Source organism: Rhizobium sp. RHZ01 (assembly GCF_014851595.1).
Taxonomy (GTDB): domain Bacteria; phylum Pseudomonadota; class Alphaproteobacteria; order Rhizobiales; family Rhizobiaceae; genus Rhizobium; species Rhizobium altiplani.
Genome location: NZ_JACUZZ010000020.1, coordinates 64156 through 79929, shown reverse-complemented (window position 1 = coordinate 79929; position 15774 = coordinate 64156). Strand labels below are relative to the sequence as shown.

General features: G+C 59.7%; 14 protein-coding genes. All 14 read right to left on the bottom strand.

Annotation, left to right across the window (positions count from 1 at the left end; all coding sequences use genetic code 11):
• Nucleotides 1-16: 16 nt before the first annotated feature.
• On the bottom strand, nucleotides 17-1339 hold the full coding sequence (gene proS / locus IB248_RS20445; protein ID WP_192241577.1) for a proline--tRNA ligase: 1323 nt from the start codon (nucleotides 1337-1339) through the stop codon (nucleotides 17-19).
• 575 nt (nucleotides 1340-1914) lie between these two features.
• A complete protein-coding gene (locus tag IB248_RS20440; protein WP_018857042.1) occupies nucleotides 1915-2196 on the bottom strand; it encodes a DUF1467 family protein in 282 nt (93 codons plus the stop codon).
• A 124-nt stretch (nucleotides 2197-2320) separates the two neighbouring features.
• Nucleotides 2321-2725, bottom strand: a complete 405-nt coding sequence (gene mce / locus IB248_RS20435; RefSeq protein ID WP_018857043.1) for a methylmalonyl-CoA epimerase — start codon at nucleotides 2723-2725, stop codon at nucleotides 2321-2323.
• A gap of 3 nt (nucleotides 2726-2728) precedes the next feature.
• Complete coding sequence (locus IB248_RS20430) at nucleotides 2729-4399, bottom strand: ribonuclease J (RefSeq protein WP_192241576.1); 1671 nt, start codon at nucleotides 4397-4399, stop codon at nucleotides 2729-2731.
• Nucleotides 4400-4416: 17 nt separating this feature from the next.
• Nucleotides 4417-5181, bottom strand: a complete 765-nt coding sequence (locus IB248_RS20425) for a biotin--[acetyl-CoA-carboxylase] ligase (RefSeq protein WP_018857045.1) — start codon at nucleotides 5179-5181, stop codon at nucleotides 4417-4419.
• A complete protein-coding gene (gene nuoN, locus IB248_RS20420; RefSeq protein WP_018857046.1) occupies nucleotides 5181-6626 on the bottom strand; it encodes an NADH-quinone oxidoreductase subunit NuoN in 1446 nt (481 codons plus the stop codon). Before nuoN ends, IB248_RS20425 begins: the two co-directional genes overlap by 1 nt.
• 18 nt (nucleotides 6627-6644) lie before the next feature.
• The gene (locus IB248_RS20415) at nucleotides 6645-8156 is read right to left on the bottom strand and encodes an NADH-quinone oxidoreductase subunit M (RefSeq protein WP_018857047.1); all 1512 of its coding nucleotides are present in this window, start codon (nucleotides 8154-8156) and stop codon (nucleotides 6645-6647) included.
• The gene (gene nuoL / locus IB248_RS20410; RefSeq protein ID WP_018857048.1) at nucleotides 8156-10156 is read right to left on the bottom strand and encodes an NADH-quinone oxidoreductase subunit L; all 2001 of its coding nucleotides are present in this window, start codon (nucleotides 10154-10156) and stop codon (nucleotides 8156-8158) included. Before nuoL ends, IB248_RS20415 begins: the two co-directional genes overlap by 1 nt.
• A 7-nt stretch (nucleotides 10157-10163) precedes the next feature.
• Entirely contained in the window at nucleotides 10164-10472 is a 309-nt protein-coding gene (nuoK, locus tag IB248_RS20405; RefSeq protein ID WP_007531803.1) for an NADH-quinone oxidoreductase subunit NuoK, read from the bottom strand.
• Nucleotides 10473-10501: 29 nt separating this feature from the next.
• Nucleotides 10502-11116: an NADH-quinone oxidoreductase subunit J gene (locus IB248_RS20400; protein WP_018857049.1), complete on the bottom strand. Its 615-nt coding sequence runs from the start codon at nucleotides 11114-11116 to the stop codon at nucleotides 10502-10504.
• Nucleotides 11117-11257: 141 nt separating this feature from the next.
• Nucleotides 11258-11749 carry an NADH-quinone oxidoreductase subunit NuoI gene (gene nuoI, locus IB248_RS20395; RefSeq protein ID WP_007789671.1) on the bottom strand — a complete coding sequence of 164 codons (492 nt, stop codon included), beginning with the start codon at nucleotides 11747-11749 and terminating at the stop codon, nucleotides 11258-11260.
• Between the two features lie 40 nt (nucleotides 11750-11789).
• A complete protein-coding gene (gene nuoH / locus IB248_RS20390; protein WP_018857050.1) occupies nucleotides 11790-12833 on the bottom strand; it encodes an NADH-quinone oxidoreductase subunit NuoH in 1044 nt (347 codons plus the stop codon).
• 12 nt (nucleotides 12834-12845) lie between these two features.
• Nucleotides 12846-14927 carry an NADH-quinone oxidoreductase subunit NuoG gene (gene nuoG / locus IB248_RS20385; RefSeq protein ID WP_018857051.1) on the bottom strand — a complete coding sequence of 694 codons (2082 nt, stop codon included), beginning with the start codon at nucleotides 14925-14927 and terminating at the stop codon, nucleotides 12846-12848.
• A 219-nt stretch (nucleotides 14928-15146) separates the two neighbouring features.
• The gene (locus IB248_RS20380; protein ID WP_169681802.1) at nucleotides 15147-15770 is read right to left on the bottom strand and encodes a 5' DNA nuclease; all 624 of its coding nucleotides are present in this window, start codon (nucleotides 15768-15770) and stop codon (nucleotides 15147-15149) included.
• Nucleotides 15771-15774 lie beyond the last annotated feature (4 nt).

The following is a 15774-nucleotide window of genomic DNA, read 5'->3' as shown; positions in this document are numbered from 1 at the left end:
CCTGCCTCCCGCCTTCTTAGCCCAAGAGCTTGTTGATCGCCGCGTCGATGGTCATCGTTTCGCGGGCGCCCGTTTTGCGGTCCTTCACTTCGACTTCGCCGCTCGCGACCGCACGCGGGCCGGCGATGATCTGCAGCGGAACACCGATCAGGTCGGCGGTCGCAAATTTCGTTCCGGCGCGATCGTCCGTATCATCGTAGAGGACGTCCTTGCCGGCATTCGAGAGCGCCGCATAGATCTTCTCGCAGGCTGCATCGCACGCCGCATCACCGGCCTTCATGTTGATCACGACCGCATCGAACGGCGCTACCGACGCCGGCCAGATGATTCCGTTCTCATCATGCGATGCTTCGATGATGGCGGGAACAAGGCGGGTCGGGCCAATCCCGTAGGAACCCATGTGGACCGTATGTTCCTTGCCATCAGGACCTTGCACTTTCGCGCCCATCGGCTCGGAATACTTCGTGCCGAAGTAGAAGATATGACCCACTTCAATGCCGCGCGCAGAGAGACGCTCGCCTTCCGGAACGGCGTTGAACGCCGCTTCGTCGTGCATCTCCGATGTGGCGGCATAAAGCGACGTCCACTTGTCGAAAACAGCCTTCAGGCCCTCGACGCTGTCGAAGTCGGTGCCTTCAGCCGGGATATCGAAGTTCACGAAGTCCTTGTGGCAGAACACTTCGGATTCGCCGGTGTCGGCCAGGATGATGAATTCGTGGCTGAGATTGCCACCGATCGGACCAGTGTCTGCACGCATCGGGATCGCACGCAGGCCGAGGCGATCGAACGTCCGCAGATAGGCGGTGAACATCTTGTTGTAGGAATGCTCCGCACCTTCGCGAGTCAGATCGAAGGAATAGGCGTCCTTCATCATGAATTCACGCGAGCGCATGGTACCGAAGCGCGGGCGGATCTCGTCGCGGAACTTCAGCTGGATGTGATACAGGTTGAGCGGCAGGCTCTTGTAGGACTTCACGTAGGACCGGAAGATATCCGTGACCATTTCCTCGTTCGTCGGGCCGTACAGCATCGGGCGATCCTGGCGGTCCGTGATGCGCAGCATCTCCTTGCCATAGGCGTCGTAGCGACCGCTTTCCTGCCAGAGCTCGGCGGACTGCAGCGTCGGCATCGACAGTTCGATCGCGCCGGCGCGATTCTGCTCATCGCGGATGATGTTGTTGACCTTGTCGAGAACGCGCTTGCCGAGGGGCAGCCAGGAATAGATGCCCTGCGACTGCTGCCGGATCATGCCGGCGCGCAGCATCAGCCGATGAGAGACGATTTCCGCCTCCTTGGGATTTTCCTTAAGGATGGGCATGAAATAGCGAGACAGGCGCATGGCGAATTCCAGAACTGTTGAGACACCGCATGTCGCGGAATCGAAGGCGGATCACAAATATTGGCAGCGTTCATAGCTGCTTCGCGAAAGGAAAGAAACCCGCCACGGGCTGAAGCGGTCTGCCGTTAAAGCAAGTTCGCACCCGCGAAGCAGACAAAGTAAGAAAAAGGCGAAATTATAATGGTTTGTACGATATTCTTATGAACAGAAAAAATTTGCTGGAGTGTAGCAAAAATGCAAAAAAACCTGATGACAAAGCCCATTCTTTGAGCTAGCTTTAGCCCACAAAACAGGCAGGGAGCTAAATTCCTGCCGATTTCGCGGTCAAGTCTTGGGAGGATCAGATCTTAGGCGCGCTCGTCGCAGCCCCGGCAACGGATAAGGATCACGCGATACTTAAAACAAGGCTTTCAGCCTTGTTTTTTTTTGGCTTTTCTCAACCACGTTCTGCCATCCGAGCCCCTCGCTGCCGTTGCGTGAGGCCTCGCCTGCCGTTACGGCAACTCCATGCCGCAACTTCATGACATGTGTGTGACAGCGAATATCTGTATCCGCCCAAAAACTGGGCAAACGCCCTAAACGTTTGAGAACGATGGGCCAATCTGCGGCAGGGCGTCGAAACCCCAACCGAAGTAATTCGAAGCGATATACCAGAGCCCGTAGATGACAGCCGAGATGATCGTCGTCATCGAAAAGACGAATACCGGCCGAAACCGGCTCGGGGCGCTGTGTACGGTCCCCAACACGATATCGTTATCTTCCGCTTGCGTGCGCAGGCCAATCGGCAGGACGGCAAAGAGCGTGATCCACCAGACGATAAAGTAGACGGCAAAGCCCTGTAGAAATATCTGCAGCATCGAATTGTCCCGCTAGGCTCTCTGCGACTGCGGTGCTTATAAGCCGAAATGTCCGTTAACTCAAAGCCGGTTCGGACCCCAATGACGGTTTTTGCCGCGTCTCGGTCACTCTGCCGCAGCCCGCTCAGACCTGCTCCAGCTCGATCAGGGTGCCGAAAAAATCCTTCGGATGCAGAAAGAGCACCGGCTTTCCATGGGCGCCGATCTTCGGCTCACCATTGCCGAGCACTCTTGCACCACCTTGCACCAGTTGGTCGCGAGCGGCGAGGATGTCGGCAACTTCGTAGCAGATATGGTGCATTCCTCCAGATGGGTTCTTCTCCAGGAAAGCAGCGATCGGCGAGTCCGCTCCCAGCGGCTCCAGCAGTTCGACCTTGGTATTCGGCAGCTCCACGAAGACGACTGTGACGCCGTGCTCCGGCAGAGCCTGCGGGGCAGAGACAGTTGCGCCGAGCGTGCCCCGGTAGGCGGCCGTTGCGGCCGCAAGGTCCGGAACGGCGATGGCGACATGGTTGACCCGGCCGAGCATGGGTCAGACCTTCGTAACAAAGACCGTGACCACAGGCTTTTTGCCCCAGGTCTGGTTTGCGGTTGCGCGGATCGCACGGCGGACCGACTCCTGCAGCAGGTCGAGATCCTTCCGGCGTGCCCGCGGTATGCTCTCGATGGCGCCGACAGCAGCGTCGTAAAGCGTATCTTCCATATCGTCGCCCTCGTCGTCGTAGACAGGCAGACCGATCGCAACGAGGTCCGGATCGCCGACGATATCGTAGCGGCTGTCGATCACGACGTTGACGGCAACGTGGCCGACATAGGAGAGCTTCTTGCGCTCGCCAATGCCCATCTCGTCGAAATCCCCGATGAGCGAGCCGTCCTTATAGATACGGCCGTGCGGCGCCTCGTCGACAACCTCGACTGGTCCTGGTGCCAGACGAAGAATGTCGCCGTTGCGCACGCGCGGCACGATCGGGATGCCGGATTGCTCCGCCAGTTCCTTGTGCGCCGTCAGGTGCGTCGCCTCGCCGTGCACCGGCACGACGATCTTCGGCCGCGTCAGCTCATACATCTTCTGCAGCTCGTTGCGGCGCGGATGTCCGGAAACGTGAACAAGGGCTTCGTTGTCGGTGATGACATGGACACCCTGCTCGATGAGGCCGTTCTTGATGTCCTGGATCGCCTTCTCGTTGCCCGGGATGGCGCGGGAGGAAAATACGACGATATCGCCTGCTGCAAGCGCCACGTTGCGCATCTCGTCACGCGACAGCTTCGCAAGGGCCGCGCGTGGCTCACCCTGGCTACCGGTCAGAATGACGACAACCTTGTCGCGTGGGACGTAACCGTATTCCTCCTCGGAAATGAACGGCTTGATGCCCTCCATCAGGCCGATATCGCGGGAAACGTCGACCACGCGCTTGAGCGAACTGCCAAGCAGTAGTACCTCGCGGCCCTCAGCCTCGGCCGCCTCGGCTACCGTTCGGATACGGCCGACGTTCGATGAGAACGTCGTCACCGCAACGCGGCCCTCGGCGTTCTCGATGATCTTGCGCAGGCTCTCGGAGACGTCCTTCTCGGATGGCGATACACCATCCCGCAGGGCATTCGTGGAATCGCACATCAACGCCAGAACGCCTTCATCGCCAAGCTGGCGAAAACGGGTCTCGTCCGTCAGCGGACCGAGCGACGGCTCATGGTCGATCTTCCAGTCGCCGGTATGGATCACATTGCCGAGTGGCGTGCGGATCACCAGCGACATCGGCTCGGGAATGGAGTGGTTGACCGCCACGCCTTCGACGCTGAAGGGGCCGGCATTGACGGTGTCGCCCGCCGTAAACAATGTCACCGGGATCTCCCCGATGGCCGACTTTTCAAAGTTGCGCTTCGCCTCGAGCAGGCCAGCCGTAAAGCTAGAGGCATAGACCGGCACATTGAGACCGGGCCATAGATCGGCGAGCGCGCCGTAGTGGTCCTCGTGCGCATGCGTGATGAAGATCGCCTTCAGGCTCTTGCGCTCGGTGGCGAGATAACGAATGTCCGGCAGCACAAGATCGACACCAGGCAGATCAGGCCCCGGGAAGGTAACGCCGCAGTCAACCATGATCCACTGGCGGTGCGTCGGTGGGCCGTAGCCGTAGAGGGCGAGATTCATTCCTATCTCGCCAACGCCACCCAACGGCAGAAATACCAATTCGTCCTGCTTCGCCATATTATTCTTTTTTCCAATCAACCAAAGAAGACGTCGCCGGCGGCAATCGTCATCATCCTGCCTGCGCCAATATCGAGCATCAACAGGCCATTATCATCAATTCCGGCGAAGTGGCCGGAAATCGACCGGTCCGGCAGGTTCACCGTTATCTTTTCGCCAATGCCGCAGGCGACCTGGCGCCAGCGTTCCGTGATTTCGCGCACGCCGCGGCCCCGATCCCATGCTTCCAGGACTTCGGCCATCGATGCAAAAAGATGGGCGAAAACCTCTTCGGGGGAAGCAGAGCTCCCTTGCTCACGCAGGCAGGTCACCGGATAGAGCGGGTTGTCAGGCATGAATGCGACGTTGATACCGATGCCTATGACGAGCGCATGGCGTCCCTCCGACAGGGCTTCGCCTTCCACGAGAATGCCACAAGTCTTCTTGCGTCCGATCAGGATATCGTTCGGCCACTTCACTTCCAGCGGCTCGGCCGTATGCGGGAGCACACGGCGAACGGCCTGATGCACGGCGACGGCAATTGCCAACGGCAGCGAGCCGAGGCGCTCCATGGGCGCCGGATCGATGAGAAGAAGCGAGGCGTAGAGATTGCCCCGCTCTGAAACCCAGGGGCGTCCCCGGCGGCCACGGCCGCCGGTCTGTTTTTCCGCCGTGATCCAGAGGTGACCGCGGTCCCCTGCCCGCGCACGGGCAAGGCATTCACTGTTCGTGGACGACGTCTCCGGCAGAGCCTCGTGCCTGAAATCGTCGAGCGATATCCGGCGCCGTGCCTCGGAGTTCATCAAAAGAGTGTCGCAGCTGCAAGCTCGGCCGCACCGCCAATCGGACCGCCGATGATGACATAGGCGAGAACGAAGAGGCCGGAGAGACCAAAGACGAGACGGAGCGAGCCCGAAACGCGAGCGAACTCGCCCGTGGCTTCATCGAACCACATCAGCTTGATGACGCGCAGGTAGTAGTAAGCGCCGACAACCGATGCAAGAACGCCGATGATCGCAAGAGCGTAGAGCTTCGCCTCTATCGCAGCGACAAACACGAAGTACTTCGCGAAGAAGCCTGCGAGCGGAGGAATGCCTGCCAGCGAGAACATCAGGATGGTCAGTACCGTCGCCATGAACGGATTGGTGGTCGACAGGCCAGCCAAGTCGTTGACTTCCTCGACAACCGTGCCGTCCTTGCGGCGCATCGACATGATGATCGCAAAGCTGCCGAGCGTCATGACCATGTAGATGACCATGTACAGCATGACGCCCGAGACGCCGGTCTGATTGCCTGCAGCAAGGCCAACCAATGCGTAACCCATGTGACCGATCGACGAATAGGCCATCAGTCGCTTGATGTTCCGCTGACCGATTGCGGCGAAGGAGCCGAGCAGCATGGAAGCGATCGAAATGAAGACCACGACCTGCTGCCAGTCAGCCACGACCGGCTGGAAGGCAGTGATTACAATGCGGGTCAACATCGCCATTGCCGCGACCTTGGGAGCGCTGGCAAGGAAAGCGGTGACCGGGGTCGGAGCGCCTTCGTAAACGTCCGGCGTCCACATATGGAATGGAACAGCGGAGATCTTGAAGGCGATACCGGCCAGGATGAACACGAGGCCGAAGACGAGGCCAAGCGAACGAGCACCTTCGACAGTCAGGGCCTGAGCGATTGCAGCGAATTGCGTGTGACCGGTGAAGCCGTAGACCAGCGACATGCCGTAGAGCAGCATGCCCGAGGACAGCGCGCCGAGCACGAAGTACTTCAGGCCGGCTTCAGTGGACTTGACGCTGTCGCGGTTGATCGCAGCGACGACATAGATTGCCAGCGACTGCAGTTCGAGGCCGAGATAAAGCGAGATGAGATCGTTGGCCGAAATCATCAGCAGAATGCCCAGTGTGCAGAGCACGAGCAGCACCGGAAACTCGAACTTGTCGAGCTGATTTTCCTTGGCAAGCCCCAGCGACATGAAGAGCGCCGTAATCGATCCGACCAGCGCGGTGATCTTCATGAAGCGGCCGAAGCCGTCCGACAGGAAGACGCCGCCATAGGCAACGCCTTCGCTCGGAAGGAAGATCAGCCAGAGCGCAGCAGCGGCCAGCACGATTATCGCGAGAACGCTGACCATACGGCCGGAGCGCTCTCCCGAGAAGACGCCGATCATCAACAACGCGAGGGCGCCGACCGCGAGGATCAGCTCCGGTATGGAAAGATGCAGGCTTGCGAGAATAGTTTCAGAGGTCATGTCCCAAAAGTCCCGTCATCATTTCATCGACAGCGCAACGTCCTGCGCTGCCTGGACTGCGGCTGTATAGCTATGGATCAGCTGGTCAACCGATGCAGCGGTCACATCGAAGACCGGAGCCGGATAGACGCCGAAGAAGATGGTCAGTGCGATCAGCGGATAGAGGATCAGCTGTTCACGCCGAGAGAGGTCGAGCAGCGCTTTGAGCTTTTCCTTCTCCAGCGCGCCGAAGATGACCCGGCGATAGAGCCAGAGCGCATAGGCGGCGGAGAGGATAACGCCCGTCGCGGCGAAGAGTGCGACCCAGGTGTTGACGCGGAAGACGCCGATCAGGGTCAGGAATTCGCCGACGAAGCCCGAGGTGCCCGGCAGGCCGACGTTCGCCATCGTGAAGACCATCATCGCAACAGCGTATTTCGGCATGTTGTTGACCAGGCCGCCATAGGCCGCAATCTCGCGGGTATGGGTTCGGTCGTAAATCACACCGACGCAAAGGAAGAGAGCGCCGGAGACGATGCCGTGCGACAGCATCTGGAAGATCGAGCCCTGCAAACCCTGCGCGTTGGCCGCAAAGATACCCATTGTCACGTAACCCATGTGGGCGACCGACGAATAGGCAATCAGCTTCTTCATGTCGTCCTGCATCAGCGCCACCAGCGAGGTGTAGATGATGGCAATGACCGACAAAGCGAAGACGAGCGGTGCGAAGAACTCGGAGGCAACCGGGAACATCCCGAGCGAGAAGCGGATCAGGCCGTAGCCACCGAGCTTCAGAAGCACGCCTGCCAGAATGACCGAGCCGGCCGTCGGCGCCTGAACGTGCGCGTCCGGAAGCCACGTGTGAACAGGCCACATCGGCATCTTCACCGCGAAAGACGCGAAGAAGGCAAGCCAGAGCCAAGTCTGCATCTGCGGCGGGAACTTATAGGCGAGCAGCGCCGGAATATCCGTCGTGCCGGCCTGCCAGTACATCGCCATGATGGCGAGCAGCATCAGAACGGAGCCGAGCAGCGTGTAGAGGAAGAACTTGTAGCTGGCGTAGACGCGATCCTTGCCGCCCCAAACGCCAATGATGAGGAACATCGGGATGAGGCCGGCTTCGAAGAACACGTAGAAGAGAACGATATCGAGCGAAACGAAGACGCCGACCATCATCACTTCCAGGATCAGGAAGGCGATCATGTAGTCCTTGAGGCGCTTCTCGATCGACAGCCAGCTCGCCAGCACGCAGAAAGGCATGAGGAAGGTCGTCAGGATCACGAAAAGCATCGAGATCCCGTCAACGCCGAGATGATAGCTGATGCCGGTGCCGAGCCAGTTGTGCTTCTCGACCATCTGGAAACCGGGGTTCGCATTGTCGAAGCCGATCCAGATGAGGAGCGAAAGGACAAAAGTCACGACCGTCGTGATCAGCGAAATGTTGAGCACGTTGCGGCGGCCACTCGGACCGTTTTCATTCATCAGCAGCAGGAGCACCACGCCGACGAGCGGCAGGAAGGTGACCGTTGAAAGAATAGGCCAATCGGTCATCAGAAGGAACTCCCGAGCATCATCCAGGTAACGAGCGCTGCGACACCGATCAGCATGGCGAACGCATAGTGATAGAGGTAGCCCGTCTGCAGACGGACGACGCGGTTGGTGACATCGACGACGCGCGCGGCGACGCCATCCGGGCCGTAGGCGTCGATGACGCCGACATCACCCTTCTTCCACAGGAAGCGGCCAAGGGCCTTGGCGCTGCGGACGAAGAGGAAGTCGTAGAGTTCGTCGAAGTACCACTTGTTCAAGAGGAACTGGTACAGGACGCGGTGCTGCTGAGCGAGAACGCGCGGCGTCGATGGCGACTTGATGTACATGTACCAGGCGGTGACGAAGCCAACGAGCATGGCGATGAACGGGCTGAGGCCAACCCAGGCCGGAACGTGATGGAATTCTTCCAGCAGTTCGTTGTGCTCGGAGGTGAAGAGCGCGCCCTTCCAGAACTCGGCATATTCCTCGCCGTAGAAGCGACCCTCGAAGAGAACGCCTGCGAGAACCGCGCCAGCGGCAAGAATATAGAGCGGCACGAGCATGACCTGGGGAGATTCATGCACGTGGTGCATTACTTCGTGCGAGGCGCGCGGCTGACCAAAGAAGGTCAGGAACGCCAGACGCCAGGAATAGAAGCTCGTGAACAGCGCAGCGATGACCAGAAGCGTGAAGGCGAAACCTGCGACCGGTGAATGCGACGCGTAAGCGGCTTCAATGATGACGTCCTTCGAGAAGAAGCCGGCAAAACCAAACGGCGTGAACGGAATGCCGACGCCGGTCAGTGCCAGCGTGCCGATCGTCATCATCCAGAAGGTCACCGGAATGTGCTTCCGCAGGCCACCCATGTAACGCATGTCCTGCTCGCCATCGACGGCGTGGATCACCGAGCCGGCGCCAAGGAACAGCAGAGCCTTGAAGAAGGCGTGCGTGAACAGGTGGAAGATGGCCGCGCCATAAGCACCGACGCCGAGAGCAACGAACATGTAGCCGAGTTGCGAGCAGGTCGAGTAAGCGATGACACGCTTGATGTCGTTCTGCACGAGGCCAACGGTTGCTGCGAAGAAGGCCGTGATCGCACCGATCGTCGTTACGAAGACGAGCGCATCCGGCGAAAGCTCAAACAGCGGCGACATGCGGGCGACGAGGAAGACGCCTGCGGTAACCATCGTTGCAGCATGGATGAGTGCCGACACCGGTGTCGGGCCTTCCATGGCATCCGGCAGCCAGGTGTGCAGCAGGAACTGTGCCGACTTACCCATCGCGCCCATGAAGAGCAGCAGGCAGGCGCCGGTCAGTGCGTGTGCCTTGTCGAGGTGCATGCCGAAGAGGTTGAGAACGACCTCTCCGCCCTCACCGCCGGCTTCGCCCGGGGCAAAGCTCGCAGCGTTCGCAAAGATGGTGTCGAGGTTGATCGCGCCGAAGAGCACGAACAGGCTCGCAATGCCGAGGATGAAGCCAAAGTCGCCGACGCGGTTGACCACGAACGCCTTGATCGCAGCGGCGTTTGCCGACGGCTTCTTGAACCAGAAGCCGATGAGCAGATAGGACGCCAGACCAACGCCTTCCCAGCCGAAGAACATCTGGGCCAGATTGTCGGCCGTCACCAGCATCAGCATGGCGAAGGTGAAGAGCGAGAGATAGGCGAAGAAACGCGGACGATGCGGATCATGATGCATGTATCCGATCGAATAGACGTGCACCAGGGTCGAGACCGTGTTGACGACGATCAGCATGACGGAGGTGAGCGTATCGACGCGTAGCGACCAGGATACGTCGATGCCGCCGGACTGGATCCAGCGCAGCACTTCGACCTTGATCGGGCCGCCTTCGTGGTGGCCCATGCCGATGGTCATGAAGACATACCACGACAGCACCGCAGCGATGATCATCAGGCCGCAGGTAACGTATTCCGATGCCTTGGCGCCGATCGCGCGGCCGAAGAGGCCTGCGATGATCGCGCCAATCAGGGGAAGAAAGACGATAGCCTTATATAAAAACATAGCCTTATCAGCCCTTCATCATATTGACGTCTTCAACGCCGATCGAGCCGCGGTTGCGGTAGAAGACGACGAGAATTGCAAGACCGATAGCCGCTTCAGCCGCAGCAACGGTCAGAATGAACAATGCGAAAACCTGGCCGACGATGTCGTTCAGGAACGACGAGAAGGCGACCATGTTGATGTTGACCGCAAGCAGAATGAGCTCGATCGACATCAGGATAACGATGATGTTCTTCCGGTTCAGGAAGATACCGAAGACGCCGAGCGTGAAGAGGATGGCGCTGACCGTCAGGTAATGGGAAAGTCCGATGACCATTGTATTTGTTCCTTAAGCTCGCGCCTGCTTCAAACGCCCTGTCCCGGCTTCACCTTGACCACCTCGACGGCGGTCTTAGGATTGCGGGCAACCTGATTGGCGATATTCTGTCGCTTGATGTTCTGGCGATGCTTGAGCGTCAGCACGATCGCACCGATCATTGCGACGAGCAGCACCAGACCAGCGATCTGGAAGAAGTAGACGTAATTCGTATAGAGCACGTCGCCGAGTGCGGCGGTGTTGGTGCGCTCTGTCAGCGCCGGGATCGGCATTGCCACCGACTTGGCGATTTCCGGCGAGATTACGCTACCACCCACAACGACGATCAGCTCAGCCGCGAGGATCAGGCCGATGATCGCACCGATCGGCGCATATTCGAGAACGCCGGCGCGCAACTCCGTGAAGTCGATGTCGAGCATCATGACCACGAAGAGGAAGAGAACGGCCACGGCGCCGACATAAACGACGAGCAGGATCATCGCCAGGAATTCGGCGCCCAGCAGCAGGAAGAGGCCGGCCGCATTGAAGAAAACCAGGATCAGGAAGAGAACCGAATGAACCGGATTCTTCGACCAGATGACCATGAACGCCGACGCTACCGCGACAAAGGCGAAAAGATAGAAAAATAGAGCCTGCAGACCCATGTTGGTGCCTTTTTCATCTTCCCCCGGGCAGCCGGGAGTTTCCCTGCCCGATGAAGCTTCGCGCGGAAAGATCCAGCAAAGCCTCGGTGCATGTTGACCGGAAGCCGCGCAAGGGGCGGCACTCCGGCATTTCAATTCCGATCAACGGTACGGCGCGTCCAGTGCGATGTTGCGCGCGATTTCGCGCTCCCACCGGTCGCCGTTCTCCAGAAGCCGCGCCTTGTCGAAGTAAAGTTCTTCGCGGGTTTCCGTTGCAAATTCGAAATTCGGACCTTCGACGATCGCATCGACAGGGCATGCCTCCTGGCAGAAGCCGCAGTAGATGCACTTCACCATGTCGATGTCGTAACGAACCGTGCGGCGCGTGCCATCGTTGCGGCGGGGGCCGGCTTCGATGGTAATCGCCTGGGCAGGACAGATCGCCTCGCAGAGCTTGCAGGCGATGCAGCGCTCTTCGCCGTTCGGATAACGACGCAGTGCGTGTTCGCCGCGGAAGCGCGGGCTGACCGGTCCCTTCTCGAAGGGGTAATTGATCGTTGCCTTCTGCTTAAAAATGTACCGGAAGGTCAGCCAGAACGCACTGACGAATTCCTTCAGGAACAGCGAGCTGACCGCGTTGGACAAGCCTGCCATCTTCAACCTCCAATATTGCTTGAAACGAGGGCCGGCATGATCATGCCCAACCCGTCAGCTTCAGCACGAATGCAACGATAACGACCATGGCAAGCGACAGCGGAAGGAAGACCTTCCAGCCGAGGCGCATCAGTTGGTCGTAGCGATAGCGCGGGACAAATGCCTTCACCATCGCAAACATGAAGAACACCAGGCACGACTTCAGCGTAAACCAGATGACACCAGGGACCCAGTTCAGGAACCATACGTCGACTGGCGGCAGCCAGCCCCCGAGGAACAGGATCGTCGTCAACGAGCACATCAGAACGATGGCCGCATATTCGCCGAGCATGAACATCATGTAGAGCGAGGAACCGTATTCGACCATGAAGCCGGCGACGAGTTCCGATTCCGCTTCCGGAAGATCGAAAGGTGGGCGGTTCGTTTCGGCAAGCGCGGAAATGAAGAAGACGATGAACATCGGGAACAGCGCCAGCCAATGCCAGTCGAGGAACGACGCCGGGAGACCCAGGCGCGTGCCGAGGCCGGTCTGCTGTGCATGGACGATATCCGTCAGGTTCAGCGAACCTACGCAGAGCAGAACGGTGACGATAACGAAGCCGATGGAGACTTCGTAGGAAACCATCTGTGCCGCGGAGCGGAGTGCGCCAAGGAACGGGTACTTCGAGTTGGAGGCCCAACCGCCCATGATGATGCCGTACACTTCAAGCGATGAAATCGCGAAGATGTAGAGGATACCGACGTTGATGTTGGCGATGACCCAGCCATCCGCCAGCGGCACGACGGCCCAGGTGGACAGAGCCAGCAGCACGGTCACGAGCGGCGCCAGCAGGAAGACTGCCTTGTTGGCGCCAGCCGGGATCACCGGCTCCTTGAAGACGAACTTCAAAAGATCCGCGAAGGACTGGAAAAGGCCCCACGGACCCACCACATTCGGACCACGACGGAGCTGTACTGCTGCCCAGACCTTGCGGTCGGCCAACAGGATGTAGGCGATGAAGACGAGCAGGCAGACGAGGAGAAGAAGCGACTGACCGACCATGAGAAGGCCGGGCAAGACATAAGTTGAAACAAACGAATCCATAGTCCCCTGCCCTTACTCTGCCGCGACTTTGAAGTTGTTGCGGGCCAATGCCGAGCACTCGGCCATCACTGCCGAAGCGCGCGCGATCGGGTTCGTCAAATAGAAGTCTTTGACCGGCGACGCAAACCCGGATTTGTTCATCTTGCCGGCTTTTTTCGCTACTGCGGCAATTTTGGCGCTGTCGCTTTCGGCGATCTCGTCAAGCGCTGCGAAATGCGGGAAGGCCGCATAGAGCCTTGCGCGCAGTTCGCTAAGCGAATCAAACGGAAGCTTCTTGCCGAGCACGTCGGAAAGCGCACGCAGGATCGCCCAGTCTTCGCGGGCGTCGCCCGGTGCGAAGCCAGCGCGATTGCCCATCTGGACGCGACCCTCGGTGTTGACCCAAATGCCGGACTTTTCGGTGTAGGCAGCGGCTGGCAGGATGACGTCGGCATTGTGGGCGCCGTTGTCGCCGTGCGAGCCGATGTAAACAGTCAGCTTTGCCTTCTTGGCCGTGAAATCAAGCTCATCGGCGCCAAGCAGGAAGAGAACGTCCATCGACGACAGCATTTCTGCAGCGTTGACGCCCTTTGCGCCCGGAACGAAGCCGAGATCGAGGCCGCCGACGCGCGATGCCGCGGTGTGGAGCACGGCAAAGCCGTTCCAGCCTTCGACGACCGCGCCCACCGTGCCGGCAAGCTTTGCGGCAGTTGCGAGAACGCCAGCACCATCGGTGCGCGACAGTGCGCCCTGGCCGGTGAGGATCATCGGCTTCTTGGCATCCGTCAGAACCTTCGCGAAAGCGTGGTTGCCGTCGGCGAGGTCCTTCAGCGTATCCGGGCCAGCGCCGAGATATTCATAGTCGTAGCGTAGTTCGCCAGCTTCACCGATCACGCCGATCGGGAAGTTGCCGCGACGCCAGCGCTTGCGAATGCGAGCGTTGAGAACGGCGGCTTCGAAGCGCGGGTTCGCGCCGATGATCAGCAGCGCGTCGGCCTGTTCGATGCCTTCGATCGTCGGATTGAAGATGTAGCTTGCGCGGCCGAGCGACGGATCAAGTGCCGTCCCATCCTGGCGACAGTCGAGGTTCTCGGAACCGAGCGACTTCACGAGTTCCGACAGAGCGTACATTTCTTCGACGGATGCGAGGTCGCCGGCAATCGCGCCGACCTTCTCACCGCTGGTTGCGGCAACGGCGGCCTTGATCGCGCCAAAGGCTTCGCCCCAAGTCGCAGGCTGCAGGCGGCCATCCTTGCGAACGTATGGGCGGTCGATACGCTGCGTCTTCAGGCCGTCCCAGATGTAGCGGCTCTTGTCGGAGATCCACTCTTCATTGATCTGGTCGTTGACGCGCGGCAGCACGCGCATGACTTCACGGCCACGCGTATCGACGCGGATCGCAGAACCGAGGGCGTCCATGACGTCGATCGATTCGGTCTTGTTCAGCTCCCACGGACGGGCCGTGAAGGCGAAGGGCTTGGAGGTCAGCGCACCGACCGGGCAGAGGTCAACGACGTTGCCCTGCAGCTCGGAGGTCATCGCCTGCTCGAGATAGGTGGTGATTTCGGCGTCCTCGCCGCGACCGATCAGGCCGAGTTCGGAGATGCCGGCAACTTCGGTCGTGAAGCGAACGCAGCGCGTGCAGTGAATGCAGCGGTTCATGACCGTCTTGACGAGCGGTCCGATGTACTTGTCTTCGACGGCGCGCTTGTCTTCCTGATAGCGCGAGCTGTCGATACCGAAGGCCATTGCCTGGTCCTGCAGGTCGCATTCGCCGCCCTGGTCGCAGATCGGGCAATCGAGCGGATGGTTGATCAGCAGGAACTCCATCACGCCTTCGCGGGCCTTTTTGACCATCGGCGTGTTGGTGAAGACCTCAGGAAGTTCGCCATTCGGGCCGCCGCGGATATCGCGCACGCCCATGGCGCAAGATGCCTGCGGCTTCGGCGGACCACCCTTTACCTCAACGAGGCACATGCGGCAGTTGCCGGCAACCGAAAGGCGCTCATGGAAGCAGAAGCGCGGAACTTCAGCACCGGCTTCCTCACACGCCTGAATGAGGGTGTAATGATCCGGAACCTCGATCTCGTTGCCGTCAATCTTCAGTTTTGCCATCGTCACTCAGTCCTGTTTTCCGTTTGCCGGATGGCGGCAAACAAACCCACTTTGCAACAGTTTCGCTGCCAGGCCGGATTCTTATCCCGTTGGCATCGGTGTCGCTCAAATTCTCCGCCAATCCCGAGACCCGGGATCAGCCTCGGGCCTCAATAGTGTCGGGCCCCTGCCCTTTCACTCTTCAGCCTTGACCTTGCTCCGGCCTATTCGGCCGAAAATTCACTTCCGCTTTCGCCCCTTGGCGACCAGGGCCTTGGCTTGGCCCACCCAACCATCACGAGCGATCCGCCCATCAAACCCAAGCTCTGCGTCGATCCGCGCCGCGTCCTCGTCCGACCAGCCGGCGATGACGGCAAAGGAGCGAATACCCTTGCTATTCAACACCTGCTCGATCTTCGGACCGATGCCGGAAATCTGCTTCAGATCGTCAGCCCTGCGAGCGCGCGAAGCGGGCTTGGCCGCGGGCTTTGCGACCGGCTCTGCTGGAACGACAGACAGCTTGACCTTCTCTGCAGCTTTCCTGGCAGGCGCCGGACGAACGTTCTCCGGCCGGATCTCGACCTGCGGCTTACCTTCGTCGGGCGGCGTTTCGTGGAGAACTGCTGCAAGCTTGCTCGTTGCATCGAGCGCCCCCTGCAGCGCGCCGAAAAAAGCGCCCGCCATCTGCGTCGAAAAGCCGAAGCCGATCGCCGTGGCCGCCGCCATTGCCGCAGCCGGGTTGACCATCACAGGCGGCACCGGAAGCGCGCGGGCGTTCTCCAGCATCTCGGCAGCAAGACGGCCGAAGTCGGCCGAGAAATCAGCCGCTCCTTCCTTGCCTATGCTGTCGGACGCCTTCGTCATCAGC